The following is a 19,370-nucleotide window of genomic DNA, read 5'->3' as shown; positions in this document are numbered from 1 at the left end:
CATTTATGAGTACCCCGTTTAACGATGTCGCCGCTGAACATGCCTTGTTCAATACCAAATCTCGTCAAAAAATTCAGCAAACTGAGTTTATGATGTCAGCACCTACCTTTCGTCTCTGTCCGCCTGATATGGGATTGGAAGTCGCTTTTGCAGGTCGTTCAAACGCTGGCAAATCATCAGCTATCAACGCCTTAACCAATCAGCGTCAATTGGCTCGCTCGTCTAAGACACCTGGACGCACGCAGATGATTAACTTTTTTAGTATCGGTGATACTGACAGACGTTTGGTTGATTTGCCTGGTTACGGCTATGCCGCTGTTCCCCTAGAGATGAAAAAAGAATGGCAGGTTGAGCTAGAAGAATATTTGGTATCACGTTCAAGCCTTGCAGGTCTAGTACTGATGACAGACATTCGTCATCCGCTTAAGTTTTTTGATGAGCAAATGCTGCACTGGGCAAATGATGGTGAGCTACCAGTACATATTCTGCTGACCAAAGCAGATAAACTGAAGTACGGTGCTTCTAAAAACGCCCTCCTTGAGACTCGTAAACGCCTGAAAAAACTGGGCTTAAACTGTACCATTCAGTTGTTTTCGGCTCTCAGAAAAGAAGGTCTCGATGAGTTGGCTGGAATAATGGGCAACTGGTATGAGTATCAGCTTGATGCAGACAAAATCATTGAGTCTTCTTTTGCGTTACTAGAAGGGGCTGAGTTAGAAGACGCTATTGAAAAGGAAAGCGTTGAAAAAGAGAGCATTGATAAAGAAAACAAATAAATATCGTTGTCTTTGATAAAAAGGGTTTATCGCTATTACGATAAACCCTTTTTTATTGCCTGTTTATTAACTCATTATCATCATCGGTGTGCTATTAAAACAATAAGAATTGTAAAAGTAGCTCTACCCGCATAACAAGTCTACTAGCGCTTGTGGAGTATCAACTTGATAGGTTGGGTTTTTCGCAGCAAGCTCTGCACTCGTTGCCGTACCATAGTTCACCGCTATACTGGTCATGCCTAACGCTGTTGCCATTTGAATGTCATAGATACTGTCACCGATAAACACAGCATCAGAAACCTGCTGCTGCGTATAATCTAAGATATCGGTCAACATCTGCGGATCAGGTTTTGAGCCTGACTCATCAGCACAACGCGTAATCGCAAAATAATCATGGCTATCGGAGGCATCTAGTACACGATCTAGCCCTTTTCTTTTTTTACCCGTTGCTACGGCGAGCGTTTTGCTTTGCTGTTGCAAAGTTTGCAACATATGCTCTATAGGCTCAAACAGCGGCGTACTATGACTGTTAGCAATATAGTACTCTGCATAGGTTTGCTGAATCTCAAGCAACTGCGCATCGTTTGCCTGCGGATATAAAATCTTAATGCCATTCATTAAACTCAGACCAATGATGTCTTTTACAGCTTTATCAGTCGTCTTAAACCCGTGTGTTTCCCCAGCCACATGCATAGAATCAACAATCAGGCCGATTGAATCCATTAGGGTGCCGTCCCAATCAAATATAATCAATGTCTTGTCAGACAGATTATCTTCTGCTGATGGTTGAGCATTTATGATGCGTTCTGAAGTTGTAGCTGGTTTGGTCATGAAGTTACCTTAACGAATAAAAGTAGTAAATAGCAGATACTAAAACGTCACGGTGGCTTATTCGTAAAAATAAGATATCGTGACGTTTAGGAAAATACAAAATAGTTGGGCTTAAGAATTTATTTTGAAAAACTATTTAGGCAATTTCGTTGTTTCTGGTAGCCAATCTGCCATATCGTCTGGCAATGGCGCAGTAATAGTCTTATAGCCTGGGATGTCTAAGCGCCATGCATGTAGACACAGACGATGGACGCCTGATTTATCATGAACGTTATATTTGTCATCACCTAAAATGGCATGACCGATATGCGCTAAATGCACGCGGATTTGATGCGTGCGACCCGTCAATGGCTTAGCTTCAATTAAGCTGACTGGTTGACTATTAATCGTAAAGCGATCATGAATAATAATATCAGTCTGGCTTTCTTTCGCTTGTGGGTCTTGGCTATCTACCTTCACTCGGCGCTCACCACTGGCAAGCGTATAACGTAGCAATGGTGCATTGATACGCTGCTCATTAAGCGCAGGTTGTCCTTTGGCAAGACATAGATAGTGCTTTTGAATGGTCTTGTCTACCAAATGCTGCTGCAACACTTTGAGCGTTGAGCGTTTCTTGGAAATCATCAGTAGCCCTGATGTGTCTTTATCAATGCGATGGATTAGCTCTAGGTATTTTTTACCCGTCACTTCACGCATGGCTTCGATAACCCCAAAGTCCAAGCCGCTACCGCCATGCACAGCGATACCAGAAGGTTTATTTAGCACTAGCAAACCGTCATCTTCATAGACCACGCGCGCCAGCAAGCTTTTGGCGAACTCGGTACTAATAATTGGTTTTTCGCGCGTTGCTAGCTCTACAGGGGCGATACGTACCACATCTTCACGCTGCACTCTATCGTGTGCTTTGCAGCGTTTATTGTTGACGCGTATCTCATCTGAGCGAATCATTTTATAGATATGTGATTTTGGCAAACCTTTTAAACGGTTTAACAAAAAGTTATCCAAACGCTGGTCGTGTTGATGGCGCGTTACTTCGAGGTAGTTCACCTTACCGAAGTTGCTAATCTCATCGTCAGCGCTTTGTGGGCGTGTTTTGCTATTAAAAATAGCAGGGGCTTCATGGGTAGTAGCGTCGTCATTCATTTTTGAGTTTGTCATTTTTAGTTAGGTATTTACACAAAGATTTGCTATAGTTTAGCATGTTGAGCGACAATTAAGCAGAGGTGACAGCAATAATCATTGTTGTTACAAATAGTTGACCACCATTTTATTGCTTGTCAGTTTTCCACTACTTGCCAGTAAAGAGGTTGACACTATTTATCCTGCTGACCTGACACGTTTCATCTGATTTTAGGGCGCGTTATTTATTTAGAGGTATTACTTACCAAATATAGCCCTACAAATTAAAAATACTGTACTGAATCTTATTCGGTACCATAAAATAAATAGTGACACTAAATACCATCGCGTTAATAACGCTGATAATAAATCAGCTTATTAACCGATTACAACACAACACTGACTCACTAATTGCATGACAACGACCGTATTCGATAATCAATCATTATTTAATGACTATTTATCTGATGGTTCTTTATGCCAGCATAGTTGAGCAAGTATGGGTAGTTTAGCGTTAGGATCGAAAAGTATATCGATAGCTGCCTAAGTATTGGTGGTCAAACAGATGACGATAACAATGTAAATACGATACCACGCTGACAAGCTGGTCCATTACTCTGTTTGCCAAGTACGCCCCGCTGATAACAAAAGCTGCGACACCTAACCTTGAGACACCCAAGATATTATTGACGTTATACAAAGAACGATAAACAAAGAGTAACCAATTGCTTCGCCTGAAAAACAACCGCCGAATGACGCCACTATATAGTAGCAATCATGACCGCGATATTATTGTTAGACTTTGATGGATGAATGGCAACAGCACCACGCCTTTTTAATATCAGTATTTTTTAGAACTGTAACTGACCCTCGCCCACGCTTACAACGTGCGCTGAAATCACTACCAATAGAACGTACTGAGAATAAGAGCGCTTTGACTCGCTGACCCAATCATATATGTACCAAGTTTACTGATGATAAAATATAAGTACCATAGCCTTACACCCTATATTACTGATATTAACGTGAGCACCGCTCATTACTTCAGGTAAAAAAGAAGCCATTGAAAAAGCCCATGTGCTTTATGAAACCCACGATTTACGTTCTACCGTTAATGAACATCTACACACGCTAATCACAATATTAGCCACACTTGCCACACTTGCCACTATGTCCTAAAGACTGTCTTATCGTTGTCATGCGTACTCATAGGATACAAATATGAAACGCATTTTGATCAACGCCACTCAAAACGAAGAGATTCGTGTCGCCTTATGTAAAGGCAACCACCTGTACGATTTCGACCTAGAAAACCGTACTCGCGAGCAAAAAAAATCTAACATCTATAAAGGTCATGTGACCCGTGTCGAGCCATCGCTCGAAGCAGTATTTGTCGAATATGGTTCTCAGCGCCAAGGCTTTTTACCAATTCGTGAAATCTCTGCTGAATACCTAAGCGGCAACCCACGTGACGAAAACATCAAAAAACTGATTAAAGAAGGCGACGAGCTAATCGTACAAGTCGAAAAAGAAGAGCGCGGCAATAAAGGCGCTGCCCTATCGACGTATGTGTCATTAGCCGGTCGCTATCTGGTATTGATGCCAAACAACCCTCGTGGCGGTGGTATCTCACGTCAAATCTCGGGCAAACTGCGCGAAGATATGAAGCGTATGCTGAGCAATCTTGATTTACCAAAAGGTATGAGCGTTATCATTCGTACCGCTGGTATTGGTAAAACTCAAGAAGACTTGCAACACGATTTAAACCACTTGCTCAATATTTGGCAAGCTATTCAAGAACAAAACCAAAAATACCCATCACCGCGCTTGGTTCACCAAGAAGCGGGCGTTGTCACTCGTGCTGTTCGTGATTATCTGCGTGATGATATCGCTGAGATTTGGATTGATAACGAAAACGCTTATATTGAAGCGGCTGGGTTCATCGATGCGGTAATGCCAAAACAAGCCGAAAAGCTACGCAAATATACCGATTATGAGCCGATGTTTTCGCGCTTTAATATCGAAAAGCAAATCGAAACCGCTTATCAGCGTGAAGTTCGTCTGCCATCAGGTGGTTCAATCGTTATTGACCAAACAGAAGCACTGGTCTCTATCGACATCAACTCAGCCAAATCAACCAAAGGTTCAGACGTTGCTGAGACCGCTTACCATACCAACTTAGAAGCAGCCGATGAGATTGCCCGTCAGCTTCGTTTGCGTGATATGGGTGGTTTGATCGTCATTGATTTCATTGATATGAATGACAATAAGCATCAAAAAGAAGTAGAAAAACGTCTAATCGACGCGACCAAATACGATCGTGCGCGCGTTCAGTTTGGTGATATCTCTAAGTTTGGTTTGATGGAAATGAGCCGTCAGCGTCTACGTCCTTCACTAGAAGAGTCAACTGGCTATATTTGCCCACGTTGTCACGGCAACGGTATGATTCGTGACTTGCGTTCACTGTCGCTATCTATCATGCGTCAAATTGAGCAAATCGCTCTTAAAGAACGTCAAGGTGAAGTACAAGCTGAAGTCCCGACAGACATCGCTGCATTCTTATTAAACGAAAAGCGCGATAGCTTGGTTTACCTTGAGCAAGACAGTGGCACGCGTATCACTATTTTGCCACACGCGCATTTAGAATCACCAAACTTCAAGCTCCATTTCAACCGTGATGGCTTTGCTCCATCGAGCTATGAGCGTATCACTGATACTCAGCAACAAGAGCATAGTGACCTTGGCTACAACGTTGACTGGCAGACTGCTGAAAAAGAACGTCCTGAACAGCAGCCTACTCGCCAGCCTCGTAAAACTGCAGATAATAAGCAGAGCCGCTCAAACACACAGCAGAATGCAGCCACGCAAACGCAGAATGATACGGTAAATCATAGCAATGATCGTCGTAATCATAAAAATACCAACGACGTGTCGCCTGCACCTGCACCGCAAGCTAATAAAACTGCTAGTGTTGCCGCTCCAGTAGCACCGCAGACACAGAGTGTCGAGGCTACTGCTCAACCGAAAGCCGTTGCGTGGTTATCAAATCTATTCGCTCAAGCGCCGCAAGCCACAACCACACCTAGTGTCAGTAGCCGAGATGCCGCTCAAGCAATCGAAGCGCTAGTAAACACTGGCGCGCAAAGCTTAGGCTCGTTTGGTCAAGTTGATAGCAATGCATTGAATAGTGCCGCTGTAACTAGTGAGCAGCCAACTCAACAAAACAACAGTCAGAAAAACGACGGCCAACAGTCAGATAACAATGCTAATCGTCAACAGGCGCGTCGCAATGACAGCGAGACTGACGACAGCAGCAATGAAGACAGAAGAAGACGTAAGCCGCGTAAGTCTAGATCTTCTAAGCCGCGTCAAAGAAAAGAGACAACTGACGAGACTGCTGGCAACGTAAACAGTAGCTCAGAAAGTACTGGCTCAAACAGTGCTGATGACAAGTCGTCTGATACTCAAGACCAAAGACAGCAAGACAAGCGTCAAAACGATAACAGACGCACGAACGATCGCAATCGTAATAACCGCCAAGATAGCAATCAACAGAACAGCAATCGTAACGCAAGCGAGCGCAGTGATGCTGATAACGAAAACAGCTCTAAAGCAGATGAGCAAACTCGGACTAAGCGTAAATCGCATAGCCAACGCGGCTCACGCGGTAAGCTAGAGCGCGGTGAGACACTAACGGCTGACAGCGTTAAGCACAGCAAACAGCAGAACGCTAGAAACAACGATGCTGCCAGTAGCAAAAATCAACATAGTACACGTCGCAATCAAGACCCTAACGAGGTCGTGCTACAGGTCAATGAAGCGCCAACTGAGCTAAAAGCTCCTGAAGTGGTTCATCTATCTTTAGATGATAGCAAATCTACACAGGCTAAAACTCAGCCTAGTGAGAAGCAAAGCGCGACGAATAACGTAGCAAAAGATGAGCGTTCAAACGAAACAGCTGCTCAAAAACCTACTGATAAGCATAGTAGCAATGAGCAGAACACTGATAACCAAAACACCAGTGCTCCGAATGCTAACAAGAAAAGCGATAACGAAAAAAGTACGGTGGAAGCAAATGCCAATCAGGTAAATGACGATAAGCGTGCAACTACTGAACAAGCTAAGGTGCAAAACGATACTCCTAAGCATGAGCAGGCTGCTGAAGAGAAAAAAGCACCTGTAGCTGTAGAGGCACCATCGACCTCTACGAGTAACACCGAAAGTAAAGCGGAAGTTCCAACGTCAGTAACTGCTGATGCTGAAAAAGCTACAGAAACTCCAAAACAGCAGGAAACCAAGACTGCTGAAAATGTGAGTAAGAGTGGTGAAGCTCAGAATACTCAGGCTGACAGTAATAGTGCAAGCACAAGTAATGTGAATAACTCAGCACTTGAGCTAACCCATGAAGCACTATTTGGCACACGTTACGTGACTGCTGAGAAATTTGGTCAAGCGAGTAACGATCCACGTGTAGTACTCGCTAAGCAAGCCACTCAAGCGGACAAGCCAGCTGCCACTAATGTGCCAGCAATACGTGGCACGGTTGGTGAGTTTATTCGTACCACGCTACCAGAAGCTCAAACGCGCTTAGCAGAAGAAGGCATTATCAACTGCTTTATCGCGACCATTGCGTTGCATAATGAGCAATCTCAGAATGCTAATAATAGTTCTGATGCTGCTAGCCAGAGCTTTGACTTTAGCAACTATGGCTATCAACCATTGGCTGCCGACTACCTCGCACGCTTTGAAGTGATGACCAAAGCTGTCAGTCAATTCGCAGCGGCACAAGGTAAGACAGACGTTGAACCACGTGCTATCACTAAGCGCGCTAGCAATGATCCACGCGGACAGCACCCTGATTATCAGGAACCCGCTGTATTGAGCATACCTGCTGAACAAGTAAGTGACGCGGAACCAACTATCACTGAGCAAACTGATAGCGAAGTCGATGCGCATGACGTTGAAGCAACTGCCCTCGCCAATCAGACACAGACAGAAAACGTCAGTGCTGATAGTGAGCACTTGCTAGAAGTCGAGCGTGCTCAGTCAGAAGCTAAGGATGCAGAAATCGAAACCTCTACAGAGCAAACTGTCAATAAGATAGAAGATGCTGCAGAAAACATAGCTGCAGAGACTGAGCAGACGACGGAATCGGCAGTAGAAGAAACTACTAAAGAAGCTAGCAAAGAAGACAGTCAGGCAGCTAAATCTAAGACGACTATAGCCAGCTATAAAAACATGATCGAAAATGTGGCTGAGCAATTGCTACCACAGACCGGTATGTTCAATCTGACTACGCCAAAAGTACCAAAGGCGCGCAGTCGTAAGCCTAAGACGGAGCATAAGAAGCCGACGCAAATAGAAAAAACGGAAGCTGACAATACCAGTGATGACAGCTAGAACGTTGTAATATAAAAATCGTATAGTTACAAAAGTAAAAGCCCCGATACTTATGAGTATCGGGGCTTTCTGTATTTTCTCAATTTGGTTTTTTTAGCTGTTTTTTTTAGCTTGGTAAGCAGCTAGTAATGCGATGACCTACTTAGTGCGCGGTAGAATCACCGCCACGCATTTTGCCAATAGTAGTAACAATAGCTACTACAATAGCGCCAACAATCAGTCCGACTAATCCATTTAACAATGACGCGGTTAATCCTTCAAATACCCCAGTAAGATGGGCAATGTCTTCTACACTGTGATGCAAAAAGCCGATACCGTGAACGATAATACCGCCGCCCACCAAGAACATCGCAATTGTGCCCGCTATGGATAAAAACTTCATAAGCTTTGGCGCAGCTGCAAGCATAAACTCGCCAAACTTGCGCTTACTATCACCTGCTTGTGAGTTTTCAATCAAATGCAGACCCGCATCATCAATCTTTACGATGCCTGCAACTAAGCCGTAAATACCGACAGTCACGACAGCAGCCACTATCGAAAGTACGATGCCTTTTTGGACGATATCGCCACCAGCTGCTGTAATTGCACCTAAAGAGATAACAATAATCTCAGCTGACAATATAAAATCGGTACGTATCGCACCTTTGATTTTGTCCTTTTCAAACGCGACCAAATCTACCGACTCATCTGCATTGGCTTTTAAACGGGCATTTTGCTCTTCATCATGAGGCAACAATTTCGGCCAAAACTTGTGAATGACCTTCTCAGCCCCTTCATAACTCAGGTATAACCCTCCGATCATCAATAGCGGAGTAATCAACCACGGTATAAAATAACTAATCAATAGTGCCGCTGGTACTAAAATCACTTTGTTCACGGCAGAGCCTTTGGCAACTGCCCAAATGACGGGGAGCTCACGATTTGGCTTAACCCCTGTGACCTGCTCGGCGTTGAGTGCTAAATCATCACCAACTAAGCCCGCGGTTTTTTTGGCAGCGACTTTGGTCATGACGCTTACATCATCCATTAAAACACTGATGTCATCGAGTAAGGTTAATAAACTGGCACCTGCCATGTGTGCTCCTTAAAGCAAATTTGTTAAAGTAAGTCGTTCTCAAATGGTTCATACAATGCACTTTATACAGATTTTTATAGAAACAATGCGATTAGCCATAGATTACAAGTTCAAGCAACTATGTTAAATAGCACAAATGTATCTTGTTTTTTGAATTTATGTTGATAGCTATTCTTTAAAGTTGGCTTCGTTGATACTTCTTGGCTGCCTTCCGTTCGCTATTATTTGGCGTAAATATGGTAATATGAAGGATATTACTACCTATCTTTTATTATCAATAAGTTATAAGAACTTCTTCAATGTTAGACCTTTAAAACACTGCCAAGACACATTACTATATAGAAAAGTTTATAGCGTTTTTATAACGAACTCATGATTAGGCGCGACGCCTATAGGAAACCCGTATGCCGTTCCCCACTATCAAAAATACCACCTTGCGTAATCCTCTTTCTCGTACCGTTCTATCTCATTTTATGATGAGTGCGCTGTTAGTTGGTATCGCTGCTGGCTGCTCAAACAATGCCGCTGATGCAACCAGCAATACTAGCGTTGTAAACGCTGCCCAGACAAAAGCCACTACTAACCCCTCAGCTGGTAATGATGCAACCGTGGTGAAGGCATTACAGGCAAATCTAAAGAGTTCTGGTATCGAGGAAACTATTGTCTCGGCTGTACCGACAGATATGGATGGTATTTATTGGGTGACCGCTGAAGGTCTACCTTCTTTCTTTACTGATAAAGCTGGCAAGCATATTATTCAAGGTCAGATCATTGCTATGGGTGATGCCGCTCCGGTTGATATCAGTGCCGCCCTAGTTGCTACGACAGCACAAGAAGCGCTAAAAGCCGTCGATAAAAAAGACATGGTGATTTATCCAGCAAAAGGCGAAACCAAGGCCGTCATCTATGCCTTTACCGATGCAGACTGTGGCTACTGTCGCAAACTACATTCAGAAATGGATGATATCAATGCACGCGGTATCGAGGTTCGTTATCTGGCATGGCCACGCAGTCAAGAGTCTGTACCAAAAATGGAAGCGATCTGGTGTAGTCAGGATCGTAAAGCTGCAATGGATCAAGCAAAAATCGGTGCCAACGTACAGGCCCCTAGCTGTGCCAACCCTGTCCAAGAACATATGGCTCTAGGCTCAAGACTTGGTGTGCGTGGTACGCCTGCGGTATTTACCGAGACAGGACAACAAGTAGGTGGCTACTTGCCTGCAGCAGAATTGGCACAAGCAGTAGGTGCTAACTAATCATTTGAGTTACCAGTATTAGTTACTCATATTAACAACTAATATTGGCAATCAAGCATAAATGATATATACATATGCCAAACAAGATTGAAGCTACTGCTTTTTTATAATCGTAAGCTGATATAACCTTGATGACGTTGCCTTGGTGATATTGGCTTTATGACATTAACCTTCAAGACATTGGCTTTTATGGTATTAGCCTTTAGAACAGTGGCCTTTATGACATGAGCTTTTATAGCATTGTATAGACGTCACAATGCCTTGTCGGTATGATACGATAAAGCGCGATGCAAAATGAGCAACACCCTTTTTATTTGAGCTTTTTTTATTCAACTATGATGAAGTAGATAGGCAGGCAGTACTAGGCAATGCGCACAGACGTTATGTTTGATGTCGCAGACTCATTTGACACTGTCACCGCTTATACTGACTTCATTATATTTAACCTCTTGAGGATACTGTGAGTAATTCCATCAAACTAGCGATACTTGGTCTGGGCACCGTCGGAACGGGCGTGATCAATCTGATCAATGACAATTTAAATGAGCTAAAACGCCGTAGCGGACGCGACATTATTATTACCGAAGTCGGTACGCGTCGTCAGCGTGATGATATTGATGCCAATATCATGCAAAACAGCGATCTGATGGCAATTGCCGCAAGCGATAATGTCGATATTGTTATCGAAGTGATTGGTGGTACCACCTTAGCCAAAGACGTCATTATGCAAGCCATTAAAAACGGCAAACATGTGGTTACGGCAAACAAGGCTCTACTCGCTGAACACGGTAATGAGATTTTTGCCTTCGCTGAAGAAAACAATGTACATGTTGCTTATGAAGCAGCGGTAGCAGGCGGTATTCCTATTATCAAGGTAATGCGTGAAGCATTGGCTGCCAACAAAATTGACTGGCTCGCGGGTATCATCAACGGTACTGGTAACTTTATCATGACCGAAATGCGTGATAAGGGTCGCCCATTTGCCGACGTATTAAGCGAAGCACAAGAGTTAGGTTACGCAGAAGCAGATCCTACTTTTGATGTTGAAGGTATTGATGCCGCTCATAAATTGGCGCTACTCGCCTCTATCGCTTTCGGTATTCCGCTACAGTTTGATAAAGTCTACTGCGAAGGTATCACCGGTATTACCTTGCAAGACGTCAACTACGCCGAAGAGCTTGGCTACCGTATCAAGCATTTAGGGTTTGCAGTACGCCGCGATAGTGAAAATGATGGTGATGCAGGGGTTGAATTACGCGTACATCCAACACTTATTCCACAAGATGCGCTATTGGCTAACGTCAATGGTGTGAAAAATGCAGTACTGGTTAACTCACATCCACTTGGTCAGACACTCTATTGCGGTGATGGCGCTGGTGCTGGAGCAACGGCTTCTGCAGTCATGGCGGATGTCATGGATTTGGTTCGCGTTCTTGGTAGTAAAGATAACAACAATGAAAGCACTAACGGTCACCATGTGCCGCATCTAGCGTTTATCCCAGAGCAATTATCAGACACACCCATCTTGCGTGCTGAGCAAATGATTACCGGTTATTATTTACGTGTGCATGCTTATGATAGCCCAGGCGTACTGGCAGATATCACGCGCATCCTAAGTGATGCCGGTATCAACATCGATGCAATCTTGCAAAAGCCTGCGCATAAAGTAGGTCAAGTGCCGGTGATTATTCTGACGCTACCTGTGGTTGAGAGTCAGATGAATCTTGCTATAGAAAAAATTGAAAAGTTAGAGACCATTACTGATAAAGTAGTACGCATACGATTAGATGAGCTAGCATAAACCACATACTGAAGAAGACAGATGCTTATAATATAAGCAAAAGCTAGCCAATCGGCATCTGATTTCTTGGTAGATACTTAATCAAAACGCACAACAAGGAATAATAACGATGTCAAATGATGCAATTGTAATCCTAAACGGCGCACGTACACCAATGGGTGGCTTTCAAGGCGCACTAAAAGACATGAGTGCTACCGAGCTGGGCGCCGCCGCTATCAAAGCTGCTGTCGAACGCTCAGGTGTTAGCGCTGATAGTGTTGATGAGGTCATTATGGGTTGTATCTTGACGGCAGGTCTGGGTCAAGGCCCTGCTCGTCAAGCCATGCGTAAAGCAGGTCTACCGGATGCAACTGGTGCTGTCACAATCAATAAACTTTGTGGTTCAGGCCTAAAAGCAGTCATGCAAGCGCATGATGGTATCAAAGCGGGCAGCTTCAACGTCGCTGTTGCAGGCGGCATGGAATCAATGACCAATGCACCATATATCATGCCAGGTTCACGTGGCGGCTATCGTATGGGTCACAAAGAAGTCAAAGACCATATGTTCTTAGATGGCCTAGAAGATGCTGATACTGGTAAGCTAATGGGTATGTTTGCTCAAGAAATGGCTGATGAAAAAGGCTATACACGTGAGCAAATGGATGAGTTTGCTATTGAGTCATTGAACCGTGCACTGACTGCAATTAAAGACAACCATTTCAAAGATGAGATCGAGCCTGTCACGTTTGCCACTCGCAAAGGCGAGCAAACTGTTGATACCGATGAGCAACCTGCCCTTGCTAATGCTGATCGCATTCCTACTTTGCGTCCAGCGTTTGCTAAAGACGGTACAATCACTGCCGCAAACGCTAGCTCAATCTCAGACGGTGCTGCAGCTGTCGTCGTTATGAAAGAATCTCAAGCGAATGCTGAAGGTCTTGATTATCAAGCTCGCATTGTTGCTACTGCCTCAAACTCACGTCACCCAAGCGAGTTCACCATTGCGCCAATCGGCGCCATTGAAAAAGTATTAACAGGTGCTGGCTGGTCAGTAGATGATGTAGATCTGTGGGAAATTAACGAAGCCTTTGCGATGGTTACTATGGCTGCAATGGACGAGCTGAAACTTGACCATGCTAAAGTAAATATCGAAGGCGGTGCATGTGCCCTTGGTCATCCAGTAGGCTGTTCAGGTGCTCGTATTCTAATTACGCTTATCAACTCTCTAAAACGTACTGGTGGCAAAAAAGGTATCGCAACGCTATGTATCGGTGGTGGTGAAGCGGTAGCTGTTGCTATTGAACTTGCTTAAATAAAGCAGGTCTAACTGACTTAAAGTAAGTTAGCTGAATAATACTTAGATAATTATTGTTTATTGAGAAACCGCATTGCTAATGGTAATGCGGTTTTTTTGTGTCTGCTTTCTTTCGATGAATGTTGAATATTACTCTGTGTAAAGACTCGTTAACTTCTACCCCCTCCTATGTTATGCCACTTACAGCCTATTACACGCAATTACTGCAAGTGCACACTTTGCTACCTTGCTTATATATCTCATCAAAAATCACGGTGTTAGGATAGCTACAAGTTGATAGGGAAGCTATTCATTTGGCTTACCATTAACTGTAATAAATACGGTTCTACTAAAAATTAATAACAACATCAACCATTACATTATAAAAAATAAACTCGCAAAAAAGGAATATAACAATGAGTCAACTAATCCGTTTAAAAGATATCCAAGCTACTCATCAAGACTTAATTGGTGATGACTATTATGACCCAACGCACAAAACTGCTTACGGTATCAATGAAGAAAAAATTGGTAAGATCGAAGGCGCTTTAGTAGAAGATACCACTGGTCGTATTCGTTACTTAATCGTAGATGCAGGCGGCTGGTTTAGTTCAAAAGAAGTACTGGTACCAGCAGGTTTAGCCCGTATAGTTGGTGATGATGTCTTCTTTGATAGCTTGACCAAAACACAAGTAGAAGCCATGGAAGTATACGATCACGATTATCAATACAGCTATAAAGAGCAGTACGAAAGAGATCGTCAAGCATTTACTGCTGATACACTCCCTGTAGAAGATCGCGTCGATATTGCAGACCACTCTTATGATGCACCAAATACATTAGAGTTATTAGAAGAGCGTTTAACGGTAAACAAAGACCGTATCGTTGCTGGTCTAGTAAAAGTAGGTAAGCATGTCGTTACTGAAGAGCGCAATGTCGATGTAGATCTAGAAGAAGAACATGCCAATATCCAACGTACTAGCGTAGATCGCCCAACAGATCGTCGTATTGGTGATCTCGATGCTACTGAAACAGTTGAAATTGAGCTACAGGCCGAACGTGCTCGCGTCAGCAAAGAAACCTATGTTTCTGAAGAAGTAAATGTTGGCAAGACGACCGATCATCACACTGAAACTGTGGTTGAGACCATTCAACGCGAAGAGCTAGATGTTGATGGTGACGGCAACGTGGTTGACCGTGAAGGTAACTTAGTAGACCGTGATGGTATCACAGCAGAAGATGTACGCCGTGCTCGTGGCATGTAATATGCTAATAAGTCATAGTTTAACGACGTAAATTTCCTATATCGTCAGTTAAATATGATAGTAATAATCAGCTAAACTCATATGTTTGGCCATTAAGATCAGAGCATGTCTCTGGTCTTTTTTGTATTCATAACATGAGCGAATGGTTTATAGTATTAAATGTAGCTAGTTAATATATGTAGTTGGCATATAACGTTTTAGATTGTTGAAAACTCATCATTTTATAATTATAAAGGAACAACAATGACTACTGAAAATGGAAACAGCCTTTACCAAGATGACTTGGATAAAGAACAAAATATCTCAACGAAGCAGACGAATAATACCGTCAATGTTGGACACTTAGAGCTATTAGAAGAGCGTCCTGTAATTAACAAAGAACGCTTAGATGTGGGTAAAGTAACCGTCACCAAGCATTCACGTACTAAGACTGTTGAAGTGCCAATTGAGTTGGTAGAAGAATATATCACCATTCGTACTGAGTACCACGATGCAGAGAGCCAAGACTTACTCTCTGGCAATTACGATGAAAAAGACATATTGCGCCACGTCGAGCCTTCTTTGGATAGCAAAGCTGTAGTGACCATTAATGGTAAACAAATAGAGATTGGTGATGAACCAATTGATATTGTGCTATCTCGCCAAGTGGCTACCATTACCAAAGACACCTACGCTATTCAAGATATCGAAATTAACAAAAGCACCCATGTGCATACTGATAGCATTCAAGTAGAGCTCAAGCATGAAGAGTTAGATGTGACTGAAGAAGGTCTGTTGGCTCATGGTTCTGATCCAACTCCGTTAAAATAAGCGCTGATAGTTTAGCCACTACGAAATTGTATGATTGATAAAGATTATTTCACAACATAAAAAAGCAACGCTATCTTAGCGTTGCTTTTCTGATGCTTATCACTCGTTAAGTATGGAAGACAAATTATGAGGCTTCATTACACTCAAATGTATTAACATTCGACTCATCTGCACCAGCGGTACGCATGACGCCAGTTTTACGAGCTTCGTGCCCTACGCGCCATTGTGTGAAGCCTTGACCACCATCAATTGCGGTCGCCACTTCAAACACTTCAGGATTACTACCTTCATTGGTCTGGTTTAACGTTACTGTACCCATGTCGGTTGCGACAACAACTTGATTGGCATCTTCTTTATAAGTCGCCTCAACTTTCAATTCAGGTGTACATAGATACGACATCTGCTTGATGGCGCTGTTTACTGAAGCATTGGTATCACCTTCTACTTCGTTAAGCGAAGCGTCTTCAGTATCGACGACGACATCACTAGGTTCAGCAGGCTCCGCTGACATTGGAACGGACTCTTCTGTATTAGCACCCTCTGCCATACCCGACTCTGGCTCTGCCTGTTGCTGACAAGCACTGACCGTCAAGGCACCAGCCAACAAACTTGTTAAAACCACTGAGCTGCGTACTTTTTTTAAGAATTCTACACTCATGACACTCTCCCAAATAAATATGTTAAACACTATAGCGTGTCCATAAATTCACGCCTATGCTGAATTTGTAAGTAATCAATACAAAGTGTTTGTTGGTCTTAGTCTAGCAAGTTTTAAGTTTGCATAAGTTATTTAACAGATATAAAAAAGCCCCTATCTACTTAAGATAAGGGCTTTTTCAGATAAAGGCTGTCTTTAATAGCAGTTCAATACATAGCTAATGACTTGCTATGACTAACGACTAGATTTTACCATGACACTGCTTGTACTTAAGACCTGAGCCACAAGGACACGCTGCATTACGACTGATATTCATACCTGCATATGGGTTTGGTTCATTAGCATTACTACCGTTACCTGCTATAGCAGCACCAACGCCAGCTGCCGCAGCGCCGCTGTTTATATTGCGGCTTTGTGGTTGCGGCTGAGCAGCTGAACCACTCGCATTGCTATCCAAGTTATCTACATCGTCATGCTCAAACTGCATTTGCATATGGGCAGCGTTCTCACGTTGCTGAATTTCTAATGCTTCTAGTTCTTCCTTGGTTGGGATATGAACACGTGACAAGTCTTGTACGGTCTCAGACTTAATCGCACCAAGCATCATCTGGAACAATTCAAACGACTCACGCTTATATTCTTGCTCAGGGTTTTTCTGTGCATAACCACGTAAATGAATCCCTTTACGTAGCTGATCCATCTGAGTTAAATGCTCTTTCCAATGCTTATCTAGACTCTGTAGCATGAAATGACGCTCAAGCTGAGCGGCGTCTTTTTCACCCATCTGCTCACGGCGACTGTGATAACGATCTATCGCCGTTTGAACGATTTTCTCACGCAGCCCTTCTTCATCCAGACGGCGATCTTCATCTAACCAATCATTAATCGGCATCGAGATTTTGAATTCGTCTTCTAACTCGTCTTCTAAGCCGTCAATATTCCACTGATCATCAATGGAGCCAGGCGGAATAAACTGATTTATCATCGCGTTATATACTTCATGATGCATCACTTCGATGGCTTCTAATAAGTCCATCTCTGCTAATAAATCATCACGCTGACCATAGATAACTTTACGCTGCTCATTGGCAACATCATCGTATTTCAGTAGGTTTTTACGAGCATCAAAATCGCGACTCTCAACTTTACCTTGCGCGTTTTCGATCGATTTAGAGACCATTTTATGTTCGATGGCCTCATCTTCTTTGAGGCCCATCGCACGCATCATATTGACCACGCGATCGCCTGCGAAGATACGCATGAGATCATCTTCGAGCGATAAGAAAAAGCGTGACATACCAGGGTCACCCTGACGACCAGCACGACCACGTAGCTGGTTATCGATACGGCGTGACTCATGACGTTCAGAGCCGATGATATGTAAACCACCAGCTGCTACGACTTGGTCATGTTTGACTTGCCATTGAGACTTTAGACGCTGCATCTCTTCTGGGCTCACCGCATCGATATCTTCGATAAACGACTGCCAGTTACCACCAAGGATAATATCCGTACCACGGCCTGCCATGTTGGTGGCAATCGTGACTGATTTTGGACTACCTGCCTGTGCGATAATTTCTGCTTCACGCTCATGCTGCTTGGCGTTTAGAACGTTATGCTTAACACCTTCTTGGTCAAGCAAGTAAGACAATTCTTCACTGGCCTCAATCGTCGCTGTACCAACCAGTACAGGCGCGCCCTTGGCTTGAATTTCTTTAATTTCGCGAATGATACCTTTGTATTTGCCTAACTTAGTTAAGAAAATCTGGTCATCCATATCGATACGAGCAATCGGCTCATGCGTTGGAATCACAATGACATCTAGATCGTAAGTAGATTTGAACTCGGCAGCTTCGGTATCAGCGGTACCCGTCATACCAGACAATTTGTCATATAGACGGAAGTAGTTCTGGAAGGTCGTGGTTGCAAGCGTTTGGTTTTCTGCCTGAATTTCAACGTTTTCTTTCGCTTCTACTGCTTGATGCAAGCCTTCTGACCAGCGACGACCAGGCATAGTACGGCCTGTATTTTCATCAACGATGACCACTTCGCCTTCATCGACGATATAGTGAACATTTTTGACAAATACGTGATGCGCACGAATGGCCGCTTGAACGTGAGCCAAAAGTGGCAAACGACTTGGGCTATATAAGCTTTCGTTTTCACCCAGCTCGCCCACTTCGATTAAGAAGCGCTCGATTTTTTCATAGCCTTTTTCGCTGATCTCAATCTGGCGATTCTTTTCATCAATCCAGAAATCTTCTTCTTCGTTATTCTTGTTTGCTTCTTCATCTTTTGAACGAATCAGCACAGGAATAATCGTATTAATCAACGCGTACATGCGTGAAGAATCTTCAGCTTGACCCGAAATGATAAGCGGCGTACGAGCCTCATCAATTAAGATTGAGTCAATTTCATCGATAATACAAAAGTTTAGCGGGCGCTGTTTTTTCTCAGCAAGACTAAAGACCATGTTATCGCGCAGATAATCGAAACCGTATTCGTTATTGGTACCATAGGTAATGTCGGCTTGATAAGCTTCGATTTTTTCTTGTGGTGGCTGCTGTGAGTAAATCACACCAACAGTCATACCCAAAAACCCAAACAACGGACGGTTTAGCTCAGCATCACGTGCGGCCAAATAATCGTTGACCGTGACCAGATGAACCCCTTTACCACTGATCGCGTTCAGATACATAGCCAAGGTTCCCATTAGGGTTTTACCTTCACCAGTTTTCATCTCAGCGATTTTACCTTCGTGCAAGGTGATACCACCAATCAGCTGCACGTCGTAGTGACGCATGCCGTTGACACGTAATGATGCTTCGCGGCAGACGGCAAATGCTTCTGGCAATAATGCATCTAAGCTTTCGCCTTTTTGATGTCTGGCTTTAAATTCTTCAGTTTTTTGTTGTAGTTGCTCATCAGACAGGGCTTGTATTTCAGCCTCTCGTGCGTTGATCTTGCTGACCACTTTACGCATGCGTTTTAATTCGCGGTCATTTTTGGTGCCAACCACACTGCCTATAATCTTTGATAACATAATTTTTTGACCTATGGAATATTCGATAATTAGTGCGCATTAGCCAAAGCTTAGCTCTCTGCC

Annotated in this window: 12 protein-coding genes; 7 read left to right on the top strand and 5 right to left on the bottom strand. The window is 43.4% G+C overall.

What is annotated here, in order from left to right; all coding sequences use genetic code 11:
• Nucleotides 1-5 precede the first annotated feature (5 nt).
• On the top strand, nucleotides 6-776 hold the full coding sequence (yihA, locus tag I3254_RS03225; protein WP_238051109.1) for a ribosome biogenesis GTP-binding protein YihA/YsxC: 771 nt from the start codon (nucleotides 6-8) through the stop codon (nucleotides 774-776).
• Between the two features lie 123 nt (nucleotides 777-899).
• On the opposite strand, the gene I3254_RS03220 is transcribed toward yihA, so the two are convergent.
• Together I3254_RS03220 and I3254_RS03215 are read right to left on the bottom strand one after the other, a co-directional pair.
• A complete protein-coding gene (locus tag I3254_RS03220) occupies nucleotides 900-1,607 on the bottom strand; it encodes an HAD-IA family hydrolase (RefSeq protein WP_238051107.1) in 708 nt (235 codons plus the stop codon).
• A 132-nt stretch (nucleotides 1,608-1,739) separates the two neighbouring features.
• Nucleotides 1,740-2,750: an RluA family pseudouridine synthase gene (locus I3254_RS03215; RefSeq protein ID WP_238051105.1), complete on the bottom strand. Its 1,011-nt coding sequence runs from the start codon at nucleotides 2,748-2,750 to the stop codon at nucleotides 1,740-1,742.
• 1,197 nt (nucleotides 2,751-3,947) lie between these two features.
• Here I3254_RS03215 and I3254_RS03210 point away from each other — a divergent pair.
• Nucleotides 3,948-8,126: an Rne/Rng family ribonuclease gene (locus tag I3254_RS03210; RefSeq protein WP_238051103.1), complete on the top strand. Its 4,179-nt coding sequence runs from the start codon at nucleotides 3,948-3,950 to the stop codon at nucleotides 8,124-8,126.
• Between the two features lie 142 nt (nucleotides 8,127-8,268).
• Here the strand turns inward: I3254_RS03210 and I3254_RS03205 are convergent, their stop codons facing one another.
• Complete coding sequence (locus tag I3254_RS03205) at nucleotides 8,269-9,201, bottom strand: DUF808 domain-containing protein (protein ID WP_238051101.1); 933 nt, start codon at nucleotides 9,199-9,201, stop codon at nucleotides 8,269-8,271.
• Between the two features lie 404 nt (nucleotides 9,202-9,605).
• Between I3254_RS03205 and I3254_RS03200 the strand changes: the two genes are divergently transcribed.
• The 5 genes from I3254_RS03200 to I3254_RS03180 all read left to right on the top strand — a co-directional run bounded on the left by I3254_RS03200 (nucleotide 9,606) and on the right by I3254_RS03180 (nucleotide 15,606).
• A complete protein-coding gene (locus I3254_RS03200; protein ID WP_238051099.1) occupies nucleotides 9,606-10,457 on the top strand; it encodes a DsbC family protein in 852 nt (283 codons plus the stop codon).
• Between the two features lie 460 nt (nucleotides 10,458-10,917).
• Nucleotides 10,918-12,258, top strand: coding sequence for a homoserine dehydrogenase (locus tag I3254_RS03195; protein WP_238051097.1), 1,341 nt, complete (start codon nucleotides 10,918-10,920; stop codon nucleotides 12,256-12,258).
• Between the two features lie 109 nt (nucleotides 12,259-12,367).
• Nucleotides 12,368-13,549 (top strand): thiolase family protein, encoded by a 1,182-nt coding sequence (locus tag I3254_RS03190; protein WP_238051095.1) that lies wholly within the window; start codon nucleotides 12,368-12,370, stop codon nucleotides 13,547-13,549.
• A gap of 398 nt (nucleotides 13,550-13,947) precedes the next feature.
• Nucleotides 13,948-14,796, top strand: a complete 849-nt coding sequence (locus I3254_RS03185) for a PRC and DUF2382 domain-containing protein (RefSeq protein WP_102078076.1) — start codon at nucleotides 13,948-13,950, stop codon at nucleotides 14,794-14,796.
• Between the two features lie 243 nt (nucleotides 14,797-15,039).
• On the top strand, nucleotides 15,040-15,606 hold the full coding sequence (locus tag I3254_RS03180) for a DUF2382 domain-containing protein (RefSeq protein WP_238051093.1): 567 nt from the start codon (nucleotides 15,040-15,042) through the stop codon (nucleotides 15,604-15,606).
• 124 nt (nucleotides 15,607-15,730) lie between these two features.
• Here I3254_RS03180 and I3254_RS03175 read toward each other — a convergent pair whose 3' ends face one another.
• A complete protein-coding gene (locus I3254_RS03175) occupies nucleotides 15,731-16,264 on the bottom strand; it encodes a hypothetical protein (protein WP_238051091.1) in 534 nt (177 codons plus the stop codon).
• Between the two features lie 241 nt (nucleotides 16,265-16,505).
• Nucleotides 16,506-19,307, bottom strand: coding sequence for a preprotein translocase subunit SecA (secA, locus tag I3254_RS03170; RefSeq protein ID WP_238051090.1), 2,802 nt, complete (start codon nucleotides 19,305-19,307; stop codon nucleotides 16,506-16,508).
• Between the last annotated feature and the right edge of the window lie 63 nt (nucleotides 19,308-19,370).

Source organism: Psychrobacter sp. Ps2 (genome assembly GCF_022129405.1).
GTDB lineage: Bacteria > Pseudomonadota > Gammaproteobacteria > Pseudomonadales > Moraxellaceae > Psychrobacter.
Note: the sequence above shows the minus strand (reverse complement) of the source record. Positions and strands in the feature narration are given on the sequence as shown.

What these genes read in the sequence shown, in the direction of transcription:
- yihA (WP_238051109.1), top strand. Translation starts at nt 6, where the DNA reads ATGAGTACCCCGTTTAACGATGTCGCCGCTGAACATGCCTTGTTCAAT.
- I3254_RS03200 (WP_238051099.1), top strand. Translation starts at nt 9,606, where the DNA reads ATGCCGTTCCCCACTATCAAAAATACCACCTTGCGTAATCCTCTTTCT.
- I3254_RS03215 (WP_238051105.1), bottom strand. Translation starts at nt 2,750, where the DNA reads ATGAATGACGACGCTACTACCCATGAAGCCCCTGCTATTTTTAATAGC.
- I3254_RS03205 (WP_238051101.1), bottom strand. Translation starts at nt 9,201, where the DNA reads ATGGCAGGTGCCAGTTTATTAACCTTACTCGATGACATCAGTGTTTTA.
- I3254_RS03220 (WP_238051107.1), bottom strand. Translation starts at nt 1,607, where the DNA reads ATGACCAAACCAGCTACAACTTCAGAACGCATCATAAATGCTCAACCA.
- I3254_RS03180 (WP_238051093.1), top strand. Translation starts at nt 15,040, where the DNA reads ATGACTACTGAAAATGGAAACAGCCTTTACCAAGATGACTTGGATAAA.
- I3254_RS03175 (WP_238051091.1), bottom strand. Translation starts at nt 16,264, where the DNA reads ATGAGTGTAGAATTCTTAAAAAAAGTACGCAGCTCAGTGGTTTTAACA.
- I3254_RS03210 (WP_238051103.1), top strand. Translation starts at nt 3,948, where the DNA reads ATGAAACGCATTTTGATCAACGCCACTCAAAACGAAGAGATTCGTGTC.
- I3254_RS03185 (WP_102078076.1), top strand. Translation starts at nt 13,948, where the DNA reads ATGAGTCAACTAATCCGTTTAAAAGATATCCAAGCTACTCATCAAGAC.
- I3254_RS03190 (WP_238051095.1), top strand. Translation starts at nt 12,368, where the DNA reads ATGTCAAATGATGCAATTGTAATCCTAAACGGCGCACGTACACCAATG.
- secA (WP_238051090.1), bottom strand. Translation starts at nt 19,307, where the DNA reads ATGTTATCAAAGATTATAGGCAGTGTGGTTGGCACCAAAAATGACCGC.